Consider the following 12,468-nt stretch of genomic DNA (forward strand, 5'->3'; position numbering starts at 1 on the left):
ACAACCCCACGCCCCTGTCTGTACTTGACAAACGCTTCATCGATTGGAGAGCTCTATGATCATCCTGAAAAGTGCCGATCTGTCCCGGCGGCGATTTACCAACATTGTGGTCCCTGTTTGCGAAAAAAAATCCGTTACCGCTGAGGCCAAACTGGCGGCCCTGGTGGACGACGTGCTTTCTTTGCCTGAATTTGAGGGGAAGGAAGACGACGTCCTGATGCGTTATTCCACCGGTGGCATCAAGGCAGATCGCCTCATTTTTCTTGGCCTGGGCAAAGCCAAGCAGGTGGATGAGGAAGGTTTGCGTCGGATGTCTGCCAAAGGGGTGCGCCGTGCCTTGGAGCTGGGTCAGTCCAAGGTCTCTATCGTGATGCCCGATATCGAAACCCTCAAGATTGATCGGGACCGTCAGGTCTTCGCCGTGATTGAGGGCGCCTTGATGGCCAATCATCTTTTTCATCGCTATCGGAGTAAGAAGGCGAGCAAGGTGAAGCCCCTTGTCGCTATTGAGGTCCTTATTGCCCGAAATGAGGTGAATCGCTTGCGTGCGGTGGCGGAAAAAGCTGTGATGCTGGTCACCGGCTCTCTTCTGGCGCGGGACTGGGTCTCGACACCTCCCATGGACAAGATCCCAGAGAAATTTGCCGCCATGGTGGAAAAGAGCCTGGAAGAGGTCTCGATTCCTGTGGAGATTAAAGACCACAAGGAGCTGGCCAATATGCACTTCGGGGCCATGTTGGGGGTGGCTATGGGCAGCGACAGCCCGGCGCGTCTGGTGGTGGCGGATTACCATCCCGAAGGGGCCACAAAGACGGTGGTGCTTGTGGGCAAGGGCGTGACCTACGATTCGGGCGGACTCAACCTTAAGCCCGCCGATGGCCTTAAAGACATGAAGAGCGATATGGCAGGGGCCGCCGCCGTGGCGGGGACTCTCTATAACGTGGGGCAGCTTCGACCTGATGTGCGCGTGGTGGGTGTGATGCCTCTGGTGGAGAATATGCCATCTGGAAAAGCGCTGCGCGTCGGTGACGTGCTGAAGAGCCACTCCGGAAAGACCATTGAAGTGGGAAATACCGATGCTGAAGGGCGTCTGATTCTGGCCGATGCCCTGTCCTGGGCGGCCAAGACCTATAAACCTGATCTTATGATTGACCTGGCGACGTTGACCGGCGCCTGTGTGGTGGCGCTGGGGCAGGATATAGCAGGGGTGTTTGCCAATGACGACAAGCTTGCCAAAGCCATCACCCTTTCGTCAGATCGGGTCCATGAGCGCTGCTGGCCCCTTCCCATGCCCGAGGATTACAAGGTGCATTTGAAAAGTGAGATTGCCGACATTGCCAATGTGGCCGGGCATCGATGGGGGGGCGCCACGACGGCTGCCCTCTTCCTCTCGGAGTTTGTGGGGAAATCCCGATGGGCTCATATCGACATCGCCGGTCCGGCTTTTACCCACAAAGACAGCCCTTATATTCGTCCCGGGGGCACAGGCTTCGGTGTTCGTCTGCTTTGCGATCTGCTGTTTGATGAAGAGAGCGCCCTGAAAATCTGATTCTTAGATGATTTTTTATGATGAAAGGCCGAATTTCCAATGGGAAGTTCGGCCTTTTTTTATGAGGCTTTCTTCGCCTGCCGTCTTTCCCGGTAATACCGTTTCATTACCGGAGAGAACCGTTCCAGTTTTCTGAACCGCTTCAATCCCGGGGGCAGCCCTTTATCGATCTCTTTCAGCATGGCGTCCACGATGGCAGGAAAATCGGTCACCTGCTGTGGGCCACCATGGGCCATGAGGAGATGTTTTACATCAAGATGGCGGAGTTTTTCGATGCTTTCCCGCATCTCTTTTTTCATGGAGACCGGAAAAGGGGGGCGGTAACCGGACCCGACTTTCAGGATGACATCCGCGGCATAGAGGGTTTGGGTTTCCGCGTGGTAGAGCACCACATCGTGGGAGGTGTGTCCCGGGGTTTCAATGACCTGCCAGTCTTCAAACCCGGGAAGTCTGTCTCCCTCTTTGAGGGGGTGATCGTAGAGAAGGTGTTTTTTGTAATAGATCATCTCGAAGGGGTATTTCAGGGTCCACGCCACAAAGTGGCCTAGCATGATGTCGATTTTGTGTTGGAGTCCTCCGGAAAAACCAGCGTACCATTGATTGATGTCTTTTGGGGCGGCCACGGGAATCGCGTGGCGTTTGCGAAGGGTGGGGGCTCCTCCAGCATGGTCCGGGTGGGTGTGAGACGCCACTGCCAGGGCGATCTGGCTCATCGGTCGATTCAGGCGGCGTTTCATGACCTCTTCAATACGTGGGACATCGCTTCGGCAGCCGGAATCGATCAACAGTACCCTGTCTTCATAGACGGCCAGGTAGAGGGTTTCGATATAGCCGTCCACGGCATGGATCGTGAACATGGGAGGCATTCCTTGATGGGTGGGTCGTAGGTGTCAGGTGATAGTTAAAGTAAAGTTTAGGTATGGGGTGGGTTTCTGTCAAGGCATGATTGGTGTTGGAGAAAGGGGGGGAGAGTCAGGCGATGATACAATTTTTGTCACGTTTGGGCTTTTGGGGAGGCTTGGGCTGAAAATGGAGACAGGGACGGCCTGAGCTTTTAAAAACGGTCACAGAGGGCAGGTTGGGCCCTTTAAAACCCATGATCCGACATCCGTAGGGGTGTTGTTTGTCCCAGGTGACAAAGAAGTGGGCGCATGCCCTGCAATTAATTCGTTTGTGAGTCGTCATCGTCATTAAACGCAGTTTTGGAGTGTTCGGGGTTTTCGTTATTTTTTTTAAGGGGCGGTCTCTGATCTGCCGTTTTTTTATCACAGGTAGGGATGAAGACAAAACAAAAAAGCCGCTGGATATAAATCCAACGGCTTTTGTTTTTTAACTGGTACCGAAGGGGAGACTTGAACTCCCACGGGTTGCCCCACACGGCCCTCAACCGTGCGCGTCTACCAATTCCGCCACTTCGGCAAATGTGAAAGCTTTATAGCATCGGGATGCAGGCTTGAGCAAGGGTTTTTGAGGCGGTTTCATCTTTTTTTGGGGCCGTTTGGGGCAAGGGGCCGGAAAAGAAGATTTTAATGCACTCGGCTTCGAAGATTATATCGGCAGCCTGGTGGAAAGGGGAGAGCAGGATACCCGCTTGGAACATGGATGGACCTGTCTTGGCGAGAGACATTTATGAAGCCTTGACGACGTCAACCACGCTTCAACTGCCCATGCTTGGCTTTTTTATCACTGATGGAGCGCAGCGACTCCCAAGCACACCGCACGAAGCACCTTTTTTAAACACCCATGCCCGTGCTGATGGCTGAGAAAGAGTGGGTATCAGAAACAAAAAACCCCCTTGCTGTTTCCAGCAAGGGGGTCAAAAATGGTACCGAAGGGGAGACTTGAACTCCCACGGGTTGCCCCACACGGCCCTCAACCGTGCGCGTCTACCAATTCCGCCACTTCGGCAAATGTGAGAGCGTTATAGCATCGGTATGCGGGCTTGAGCAAGGGTTTTTGAGGCGGTTTCATCTTTTTTTGGGGCTGTTTGGGGCAAGGGTCCGGAAAAGAAGATTTTAATGCAATCGGCTTCGGGGATTATATCGGCAGGCTGGTGGAAAGAGGAGAGCAGGATACCCGCAGGGAACATGGATGGACCTGTCTTGGCGAGAGACATTTATGAAGCCTTGACGACGTCAACCACGGTTCAACCGTCCATGCTTTGTCAGCGGCGTCTTCTCGCTCCCAGGCTCTGCTCTGCCTGGGAGTGTCGGGTGTAAGGCTCCGCCTTGCCTGTACGAAAAGCCATGACGCAGGGGGGGGGGGCATGGTGGTTGTGAGAAAGCGTATGTGTTGTGTTTTTATGGTGACGTAACCCGAGCATGGACCCCCGGTCATCCGGTTGTTCCTGCGTTGCAGAGTATTTCAGGTTGCGGTCAGGCCGTATGCAACGACTCTCCGGAGAGCCGGGGAAGACGATTCCATCGAGCATGGCGGCCTTTTTGATACGCACCTGTTTCTGGCTTTGTGGGCCCGGCCGGCTTGACGGTACCCTGCGATTTTCGTCTTTCCCGCGCAGGCGGGAATCCATGTATGAAAATCCGTATCGTCCTCATTTTTACAATGAAGTACCGGGTGGATGTGTCGGGTGCGCCGTGCGCACCGTCAGGCGTATCGCAAACCGGAAACACCGAATTTTGAAATAAGACTCGTGGTCATCGTTAACTGGCGAGGCCGATGGTCCTCTCTACGGTAGAAGGTGCGGGAGCCGCACCCTACGCGGTGATGAAAAGACGTGACGTATTGGCATTTGAATCATTCTGTGATTTGCCTCGATCGACCTGGCAAAGGCAAGCTGAATAGTTACGAACGTTTTTAAACATCCATGCCCATAATGATGGCTGAGAAAGAGTGGGCATCAGAAAACAAAAAACCCCCTTGCTGTTTCCAGCAAGGGGGTTAAAAAATGGTACCGAAGGGGAGACTTGAACTCCCACGGGTTGCCCCACACGGCCCTCAACCGTGCGCGTCTACCAATTCCGCCACTTCGGCAAATTCAAAAGGGTTATAGCATTGGCTTTCGGGTTGATCAAGCCTTTTTGCAGGGGGTTTTACCTTTTTTTTAAAAGATATTTTAAGGCGCTTGAAGCATTCAGAAAATGTGTGGGACGTTGATCCTCGGCTGGCGCTTGATCGTTGATCGGACGAGGCTCGATGGACTGATGGCGCGTCTTTTGCCGGGCTTATTCCGGCGGTATCCGGGAGGCTATAGCGCTTATGCGACAAATAAAAAACCCCCGTCTTGTGTTCACAAGACGGGGGTTTATATATGGTGCCGAAGGGGAGACTTGAACTCCCACGGGTCGCCCCACACGGCCCTCAACCGTGCGCGTCTACCAATTCCACCACTTCGGCAAATCTGCGTTTATTCGCTCTGTGTATCTGCAGGAGCACTCTGCTCGGCGGCAGGAGGTGCTGTGATCACGGAGTCGGTTTTCTGTGTGCCTGAGTCATAGGCAAGGAAGAGCGATGTGACCATGAAAATGACCGCAATGGCTGTGGTTGCCTTGCTCAAAAAAGTGGCTCCACCTGAGGGACCGAAGAGCGTTTGGCTGCTCCCGCCACCGAAGGAGGCTCCCATGTCGGCGCCTTTTCCTGTTTGGAGAAGGACAATGAGAATCAGGCCAACACAGACCAGAATATGAATTATTTTAACAAAAAGCATGGGTTAGCCATCCATTTATCATCATTTGTATCGAACAATCCCACTGAAGGATTCAGTTTCGAGGCTGGCTCCTCCGACGAGGGCACCGTCCACATCTTCAAGGGCCATTAATTCAGCTATGTTGCCTGATTTGACGCTGCCACCATATAGGATCCTCATGGCATTGGCAAGTTCTTTCTGGAAGCCGTCAGCGACAACTTTCCTCAAAAAGGCATGAACTTCCTGGACCATTTCGGGAGTGGCCGTGTTGCCTGTGCCGATGGCCCAGACGGGCTCGTAAGCGAGGACTGCCGAAGACAGTTCAGCGGCAGACAACCCTTTTAATCCCATTTTGACCTGGGTTTCGAGAACCTCGAAGGTTTTTTCCGCCTTTCGTTCTTCATCGGTTTCACCGATGCAGATCACGGGAATCAGGCCAGCGGAAAGGGCTGCTTTAAGCTTGGCGTTGACGGTTTCGTCGGTTTCACCGAAGAACTGGCGTCGTTCTGAGTGCCCGATGATGACGTGGGTGCAACCACAGGATCGGATCATTTCGGCGGATATTTCTCCGGTCCAGGCACCTTTGGTTTCCCAGAACATGTCTTGGGCGGCCACGGCAATTGGGCTGGTCTTCAGGCATTCACAGACGGGGTAAAGGGCGGTGAATGTGGGGGCCACCATCACGTCCACATCGATGTCTGCGGGGATGGCTTTATTCAGCGCCTCTGCAAAAGCGATGGATTCGGCACAATCCTTATGTAGTTTCCAGTTGCCGGCGATGAGGGGGGTACGGTTTGCCATACGAATCTCCTTAACGGTCGGACCGGCCTTAGCCGGTCCGACACGGGTGATTACAGTTTGGATGCGATCATGGCGGCCAGGTCGACCATGCGGGTGGAGTAACCGGCTTCGTTGTCGTACCAGGAGAGGACCTTCACCATGCCGTCGATGACGTCGGTGGAAGGGGCATCAACGCTTGAAGACGCGGGGCACCCATTGAAATCGATGGAGACAAGGGGCGCTTCGCAGTAATCAAGGATCCCTTTGAGCTCGTTGTCGGCAGCCTTTTTAAAGGCGGCATTGATTTCTTCTTTGGTGGCAGGCTTTTCCAGGTTTACCACCAGGTCTACCAGGGAGACGTTGGGGGTAGGGACGCGGATGGACATGCCGTTGAGCTTGCCCTTGAGCTCGGGGAGTACGAGGGCCACGGCTTTGGCGGCACCGGTGGTGGTGGGAACCATGGAGCAACCGGCGGCGCGGGCACGCCTGAGATCCTTGTGGGGGGCGTCCAGGATACGCTGATCCCCGGTGTAGGAATGGATGGTGGTCATCAGGCCTTCTTTGATACCGAAGGCTTCATGGAGCACCTTGGCGACAGGCGCCAGGCAGTTGGTGGTACAGGACGCGTTGGAGACGATGTGGTGATTGGCCGCATCGTAGTTTGCATCGTTAACGCCCATGACAATGGTGGTGTCGGGGTTGGTGGCGGGGGCGGAGATGATGACTTTTTTTGCGCCGGCGGCCAGGTGCTTGGAGGCACCGTCCCGGTCACGGAAGAAACCGGTGCATTCCATGGCGATGGCCACGTCCAGTTCTTTCCATGGCAGGTTTGATGGATCTTTTTCTGCGGTAACGCGAATTTCTTTGCCGTTTACGATGATTCCGTTTTCGGCGGCTTTTACTTCGCCGTCGAAACGACCGTGTACGGAATCATAGGCCAGAAGGTGGGCGATGGTTGCAATGTCGGTGAGGTCGTTGATGGCAACCACTTCAACCGTAGGGTTGTTGAGGGCTGCTCTGAAAACCATGCGACCGATACGTCCAAATCCGTTGATACCGATTTTGATGCTCATGGGTCTTCCTCCGTCCAACGTTGGGTCAGGACCTGTTGGAGATGTGTTGGTGAAAAATGAAGGTCACGTTTGAAAGGGGCTCCCGATGTCTGGGGTGCAAGTACATGCAGGCCATCCCAAGGGAATGCGCGGGTGGCTCCTTAAACGTTGATACGGGGATGAAGTGAGTGACTCCATCCCCGCTTCTACTTATATCGCGGTCGCCCCGATGGCGATCGTTTATTGCTCGGGTCTCAGGGACAAATCAGCGTTTGGCCCCGTTCAGGATGCTGCTGGCAAGAGAGATGCTGCGTTTGCCTGTATTTTCGAGTAGATGTGCGGTGGCGGTTAAATCGCCTTTTTTTTGTTTGCCGACCGCTGAGATCAGCAGGGGAAGGTTCACCCCTGAGATCACTTCCACCTGGCCTTCCTCAAGAAAAGAGAGGGAGAGGTTGGAGGGGGTTCCGCCAAACATGTCGGTGAGAATCAGCACCCCGTCTCCAGAGTTAACCTCTTTGATGGCCTTGGCGACTTTGTTGTGCAGGTCATCCACGCTTTTGGTGATGTTGATGGAGACAGGTTTGACCTGCTCCAGGGTCTCTTTTTGTATGAATTCGGCCGTCTCAATGAGAATTTCACCGAGATTACCGTGGGTAACGACCAGTATGCCAATCATTTATAAACCTCGTGTGGGGCATCTGTGCGGGCAGGAAAATCCTGCGGGCACTTATTCATCCTGCCCGATGTCCCGGTGCAGGAGTCGGATATCAGGAAAACGAGCTCTCAGGTGGTTGTGGATTTCGGTGGCGATGGCCACGCTTCGGTGGCGTCCGCCGGTGCAACCCACCCCCAGAGTGAGATAATGCTTCCCCTCTTTTTGGTACATGGGAATGAGAAAGTCCAGAAGATCGGTGTACTTCGATAAAAAAGTATGGGTTCCCTCGCCGTTCAGGACAAAGTTTCGAACCGCCGGGGAGAGACCGCTGTGGGGTTTCAGCTCCGGTACAAAATAGGGATTCTCAAGGAATCGGACGTCCACGACCAGGTCGGCGTCTTCGGGGACGCCGTACTTAAACCCGAAGGAGACGACGGCAATCTTCAAGGCGATTCCATCGCAGGAGTCGGCGGCCAGATTCGAGATCTCTTTTTTCAGCTTGTGAACGTTGAAGGTTGAGGTGTCTATGATTCGGGTTGCGTCTTCGTTGCGCAGGGCGAGCAGCTCGTCTCGTTCCTGTTTGATGGCGTCCACGACGCCTTTGTCACCCACGGCCAGGGGATGGGTGCGACGCGTTTGGGAAAACCGTCTTGTCAGGGTGGCGACGTCTGCTTCGATAAAGATGACCTTCAGCTTGTGACCGGCCTGACGTAAGCCATCGAAAACAGTTCGATAGGATTTGAGAAAGGTGCGTTCACGAAGGTCCATGCCGAAAGCTATGCCTCGGTAATGGCTATCCTTTTCAATGGGGATTTCCAGAAACTTGGTCAGAAGGGTCACGGGGAGGTTATCTACGCAATAATAACCAGCATCCTCAAATGCAGCCAGTGCGGTACTTTTTCCGGATCCTGACTGGCCTGTAATGATGAATATGTTGAAGATGTTCATGGAGATAACTCCGTTTGTCGCCCTGATCTATCCTGGGCAAAACAGCCATCAGGCTTTTTGCCTGGTGGGGCGAAGTGTTTCAGCACTTTTTTCTGGCGTAATTGCCGATGGCTGGCGCCGTCCGAGTCGAAAGAGAGACGATCTCCGGGGGTTAGTTTTTGTTGTCCTCGCTTTGAATAATCGCATGGATTTCATCACGGGAAGCGGCCGTCATCAATTTTTTGCGGAAGAGATCATTCTTCAGCATCTTTGAGAGCCGTGCCAGGAGTTTAAGATGCTGCCCGGTGGACTGCTCAGGAGTGACGAGGACAAAAAAGATATGGGCCGGTCGTCCGTCCAGGGAATCAAAATCCACCCCTTGACGGCTCATGCCGAACCCGACCACCATGCGATCCAGTTCTGCAATTTTTCCATGGGGAATACCAATGCCATCTCCGATGCCGGTACTTCCCAGTTGCTCTCTTTCCATAAGGACCCGAACCAGGTCTGGATGGTGGAGGCCGGTAAGACTCGCAATGGGAGCGGCGAGTTCTTCCAGAATTCCTTTTTTGTCCCGTGACGTGAGTTCGGGGATAATCGTTTCCAGCTGCAGTACATCAAGGATTTTCATAATGATTCACCCAGAGAGTGTCTATTGGCCTGTCCGGCGGTGTGTTTTGTTATCAGTCCAGTGTATTCGACCATGCTCCGTCACCTGTGTACGGGGCGTCCGGCAGGTTTGGGACCTCTACTTTCATATCAGTGGATGGCCCATCTTTCAAGACCTGATGCGTGCGGTAACGTCGAGATTCTCGGAGCGGCCGCACCTGATTTTGCCCATGAAAAAAGGTGCCTGCACCGAGCAGGCACCTTTTAAATGGGAATTTTTTAGCCGATATAGCCGAAGTTGTCAAATAGGTTTAACCCTGTTCAGGTGTCCGGCTATCTTGCCATATGAGGGCGTGGTGCCCAATGAATCAGCGATGGGATGCCAGGGGATCAGGCCAGTTGACGATCGTCATCGGAATCGAATTCGTCAAAATCGTCCAGATCATCAACATCATCCACATCAACAGGGGCTTCGTTGATCTCTTCGGCCAGGGTCGGGCGGATCCCAGGATTGCCTGTTTTCCGGGCCTGAAGTTTCTTTTTATTTTTGGAAAGCTGCTGCTTGATTTTATCCACGGCGAGGTCGATGGCAGCATACATGCCTTCGCTTGTCTCGGTGGCGTGGACGATTGTCCGGCCGCTGGTCACATTGATTTCGGTAATGTGCCGAATCTTCTCCACGGAGAAGACGACGTTGGCTTCGGACGGGGCGTCAAGCAGTTTCTCTATACGTTCCAGCTTTTTGGCGGCGTATGCTTTGAGTGCATCGGAAGGGTCAATGTTCTTAAATGTTACAGATACTTGCATAGATGAACCTCCTAGTATTGTTTTCGTTTGCTTGACGGCAATATTTTCATTGCCTCACGGTACTTGGCGACCGTGCGTCTTGCGATATCTACGTTGGCCTCCTTTACCAGAATTTGAACAATTTTTTCATCGCTGAAGGGTTTTTTTGGATTCTCCCCTTCAATAATCAGCTTGATTTTGTTCTGCACACTGGCCGATGCAATGGCAGCACCATGAACACGATTGATGGAGCTGTTGAAAAAGTATTTCAGCTCAAAGATACCCTGAGGCGTAAAGGCGTACTTGTTGGTGGTGACCCGGCTGATGGTGGACTCGTGCATGCCGATATCCTGGGCCACATCCCTCAGTACCATGGGCTTCAGATGGGAAATCCCCTTGTCAAAGAACTCGGCCTGAAATTTCAGGATGCTCTCCATCACGCTGTAGATGGTTTTCTGCCGCTGGTGGATGCTCTTGATGAGCCATGCGGCAGAACGCATCTTGTCTTGCAGATAGTCCCTCGTGTCACTGGGAATATCCTGACCTTTGGAGAGAGCCTGTCGGTAGTAGGGGTTCACGCGGAGTCGAGGCATGCCGTCGTCGTTGAGGGCGATGATGAATTCACCCTCCTCTTTGTAGACGTAGATGTCCGGGGTAATATAATGGGGCTCTTCGGTGCTGAACGGGCGGCCTGGCTTGGATTCAAACTCCTTGATAATGTTCACAGTGGAGATGATACTGGGCAGGCTGATTTTCAGGGCTTTGCTGATGGCCTTGTAGTTTTTATTCTCCAGCTCTTTGATGTGATGGGTCACGATCTCTTTCATGACCCGGGTCTCCACGCCGAAATGGCGGGCCTGAATCAAGAGACATTCCCCTAAGTTCCGTGCGCAGATGCCGGGGGGATCAAAGGTCTGAAGCTCTTCCAGGACATCTTCTACGAGCTCTACTGAATGGCCGCACTCTTCCGAGATCTCTTCGACCGTGGCGGTGAGGTACCCGTCACTGCTCAGGTTACCGATGATGAGGCAACCAATCTCCTCGGTGTCATTGTCCGGGCAGGTCATCAGAAGTTGCCAGAGAAGGTGATCATCCAGCGATTTTTTCTGTGAAATAAAGGCTTCGTATTTCGGGGCCTCTTTCTGCTCGGATTCATACTGGGCCTTGCCCGTGGAGTTGTATTCTCCCAGGTAGTTGTCCCAGTCAATGTCACTGCCAATTTTTTCGTCGATCTTTACCTCGGAAGTTGAATTATCTTCCGGTACCGGCTTCTCGTCCTCGTGGCTTTCCGATTCCCGTTGTGCTGTCTCCTGAATCTCTTCAAGGGCCGGGTTTTCTTCCAGCTCCTGCGAGATGGCATCGACCAGCTCGAGACGGGAGAGTTGCAGGAGTTTGATGGCCTGCTGAAGCTGGGGGGTCATCACCAGTTGTTGGGAGAGGCGCAGCTGTTGCCTGAGTTCCATTGCCATAACTACAACTTCACGGTTTCCATTACGGTTCACACAGTTGGGTTGCCAGTCGCATCGCTATTGATACGCCGACCGAAGCCGCCTGTCGGACGGTTCAATCCATCGAAATATTTCGGGCGCCTCCATGGTGCAGAGAGGCGCTGACTCTCAAAGGGTAAAGCTTTCGCCCAGATAAATACGGCGGGCGATATCACTGGATGCTATTTCCTCGGGGGAGCCGGTTGCAATGACTTTCCCATCGCTCATGATATATGCGTTGTCACAGACGCCCAGGGTTTCACGGACGTTGTGGTCTGAGATCAGCACTCCGATGCCATTTTCCTTGAGCATGGCAATAATATTTTGGATGTCGATCACCGCAATGGGATCGACGCCTGCAAAGGGTTCGTCCAGGAGAAAAAAGGCCGGCTTGATGGCCAGGACCCGGGTGATCTCAAGTCGCCTGCGTTCTCCGCCTGACAGCACTGCCGCCTTGCGATCTGCCAGGTGGCTGATGCGGAGCTCTGCCAGAAGGGTCTCAAGGCGTTCTTCCTGTTCCTGCTTAGAGATGTTGAGCAGCTCCAGGATGGCCATGACGTTGTCCCGTACCGACAGGGATTTGAAGATGGACGATTCCTGGGGAAGGTAGCCGACCCCGCATCGTGCCCGTTTGTAGACCGGGTAGTCAGTGATTTCCTGTTCGTCAATGAACACGGTGCCTGAATCCGGGCGTACAATACCCGCAGCCATGTAAAAGGTGGTGGTCTTTCCGGCGCCGTTGGGTCCGAGGAGCCCGATGACCCGATTGCTCTCCACATGAATGGAGACACCGTCCACAACGGCACGACCGCCGTATGTTTTTACAAGGCTGTTTAAAACAAGCTCTGTCATAAAATCCCGATCTTTCCTCTTCGCGTCTGTTTTCTTATTCGGGCCTTTTCAAAAGGATCATGCATCCTTTGCCGATATCAAGAGCAACCCGCCCTCTTTGTCTGTTCAGCTTTTTTAGGATGTGACTC

At 53.4% G+C, this 12,468-nt stretch carries 11 protein-coding genes and 4 tRNA genes; 1 reads left to right on the forward strand and 14 read right to left on the reverse strand.

All coding sequences use genetic code 11. The features are described 5' to 3' along the window. The first annotated feature begins 55 nt into the window (after positions 1-55). Positions 56-1,549, forward strand: a complete 1,494-nt coding sequence (locus Q1Q75_RS13780; protein WP_300671737.1) for a leucyl aminopeptidase — start codon at positions 56-58, stop codon at positions 1,547-1,549. A gap of 59 nt (positions 1,550-1,608) precedes the next feature. Here the strand turns inward: Q1Q75_RS13780 and Q1Q75_RS13785 are convergent, their stop codons facing one another. The 14 genes from Q1Q75_RS13785 to lptB all read right to left on the reverse strand — a co-directional run bounded on the left by Q1Q75_RS13785 (position 1,609) and on the right by lptB (position 12,340). Beyond that, the gene (locus Q1Q75_RS13785) at positions 1,609-2,406 is read right to left on the reverse strand and encodes an MBL fold metallo-hydrolase (RefSeq protein WP_300671739.1); all 798 of its coding nucleotides are present in this window, start codon (positions 2,404-2,406) and stop codon (positions 1,609-1,611) included. Positions 2,407-2,883: 477 nt separating this feature from the next. Next, a tRNA-Leu gene (locus tag Q1Q75_RS13790) sits at positions 2,884-2,968 on the reverse strand. A gap of 404 nt (positions 2,969-3,372) precedes the next feature. Next, positions 3,373-3,457 (reverse strand) — tRNA-Leu (locus Q1Q75_RS13795). 998 nt (positions 3,458-4,455) lie between these two features. Then, positions 4,456-4,540, reverse strand: a tRNA-Leu gene (locus Q1Q75_RS13800). Positions 4,541-4,818: 278 nt separating this feature from the next. Beyond that, a tRNA-Leu gene (locus tag Q1Q75_RS13805) sits at positions 4,819-4,903 on the reverse strand. Between the two features lie 10 nt (positions 4,904-4,913). Further along, the gene (secG, locus tag Q1Q75_RS13810; RefSeq protein ID WP_300671740.1) at positions 4,914-5,213 is read right to left on the reverse strand and encodes a preprotein translocase subunit SecG; all 300 of its coding nucleotides are present in this window, start codon (positions 5,211-5,213) and stop codon (positions 4,914-4,916) included. A gap of 21 nt (positions 5,214-5,234) precedes the next feature. Next, entirely contained in the window at positions 5,235-5,993 is a 759-nt protein-coding gene (gene tpiA, locus Q1Q75_RS13815) for a triose-phosphate isomerase (RefSeq protein ID WP_300671742.1), read from the reverse strand. Positions 5,994-6,043: 50 nt separating this feature from the next. Then, positions 6,044-7,045: a type I glyceraldehyde-3-phosphate dehydrogenase gene (gap, locus tag Q1Q75_RS13820; RefSeq protein WP_300671745.1), complete on the reverse strand. Its 1,002-nt coding sequence runs from the start codon at positions 7,043-7,045 to the stop codon at positions 6,044-6,046. Positions 7,046-7,289: 244 nt separating this feature from the next. Then, positions 7,290-7,700, reverse strand: coding sequence for a PTS fructose transporter subunit IIA (locus Q1Q75_RS13825; protein WP_300671748.1), 411 nt, complete (start codon positions 7,698-7,700; stop codon positions 7,290-7,292). A gap of 51 nt (positions 7,701-7,751) precedes the next feature. Then, positions 7,752-8,627, reverse strand: coding sequence for an RNase adapter RapZ (gene rapZ / locus Q1Q75_RS13830; protein WP_300671751.1), 876 nt, complete (start codon positions 8,625-8,627; stop codon positions 7,752-7,754). A gap of 151 nt (positions 8,628-8,778) precedes the next feature. After that, a complete protein-coding gene (locus tag Q1Q75_RS13835) occupies positions 8,779-9,237 on the reverse strand; it encodes a PTS sugar transporter subunit IIA (protein ID WP_300671754.1) in 459 nt (152 codons plus the stop codon). Positions 9,238-9,605: 368 nt separating this feature from the next. After that, positions 9,606-10,022, reverse strand: coding sequence for a ribosome-associated translation inhibitor RaiA (gene raiA, locus Q1Q75_RS13840; RefSeq protein ID WP_300671757.1), 417 nt, complete (start codon positions 10,020-10,022; stop codon positions 9,606-9,608). An 11-nt stretch (positions 10,023-10,033) separates the two neighbouring features. Further along, positions 10,034-11,470 (reverse strand): RNA polymerase factor sigma-54, encoded by a 1,437-nt coding sequence (rpoN, locus tag Q1Q75_RS13845; protein WP_300671760.1) that lies wholly within the window; start codon positions 11,468-11,470, stop codon positions 10,034-10,036. A gap of 147 nt (positions 11,471-11,617) precedes the next feature. Further along, a complete protein-coding gene (gene lptB, locus Q1Q75_RS13850) occupies positions 11,618-12,340 on the reverse strand; it encodes an LPS export ABC transporter ATP-binding protein (protein WP_300671763.1) in 723 nt (240 codons plus the stop codon). Between the last annotated feature and the right edge of the window lie 128 nt (positions 12,341-12,468).

It is taken from the genome of Desulfoluna sp. (genome assembly GCF_030145185.1).
Classification (GTDB): domain Bacteria; phylum Desulfobacterota; class Desulfobacteria; order Desulfobacterales; family Desulfolunaceae; genus Desulfoluna.

Excerpts from the sequence above, each read along its gene's own strand:
- secG (WP_300671740.1), bottom strand. The coding sequence starts at position 5,213 with ATGCTTTTTGTTAAAATAATTCATATTCTGGTCTGTGTTGGCCTGATT.
- rpoN (WP_300671760.1), bottom strand. The coding sequence starts at position 11,470 with ATGGCAATGGAACTCAGGCAACAGCTGCGCCTCTCCCAACAACTGGTG.
- Q1Q75_RS13835 (WP_300671754.1), bottom strand. The coding sequence starts at position 9,237 with ATGAAAATCCTTGATGTACTGCAGCTGGAAACGATTATCCCCGAACTC.
- tpiA (WP_300671742.1), bottom strand. The coding sequence starts at position 5,993 with ATGGCAAACCGTACCCCCCTCATCGCCGGCAACTGGAAACTACATAAG.
- lptB (WP_300671763.1), bottom strand. The coding sequence starts at position 12,340 with ATGACAGAGCTTGTTTTAAACAGCCTTGTAAAAACATACGGCGGTCGT.
- gap (WP_300671745.1), bottom strand. The coding sequence starts at position 7,045 with ATGAGCATCAAAATCGGTATCAACGGATTTGGACGTATCGGTCGCATG.
- Q1Q75_RS13780 (WP_300671737.1), top strand. The coding sequence starts at position 56 with ATGATCATCCTGAAAAGTGCCGATCTGTCCCGGCGGCGATTTACCAAC.
- raiA (WP_300671757.1), bottom strand. The coding sequence starts at position 10,022 with ATGCAAGTATCTGTAACATTTAAGAACATTGACCCTTCCGATGCACTC.
- Q1Q75_RS13785 (WP_300671739.1), bottom strand. The coding sequence starts at position 2,406 with ATGTTCACGATCCATGCCGTGGACGGCTATATCGAAACCCTCTACCTG.
- rapZ (WP_300671751.1), bottom strand. The coding sequence starts at position 8,627 with ATGAACATCTTCAACATATTCATCATTACAGGCCAGTCAGGATCCGGA.
- Q1Q75_RS13825 (WP_300671748.1), bottom strand. The coding sequence starts at position 7,700 with ATGATTGGCATACTGGTCGTTACCCACGGTAATCTCGGTGAAATTCTC.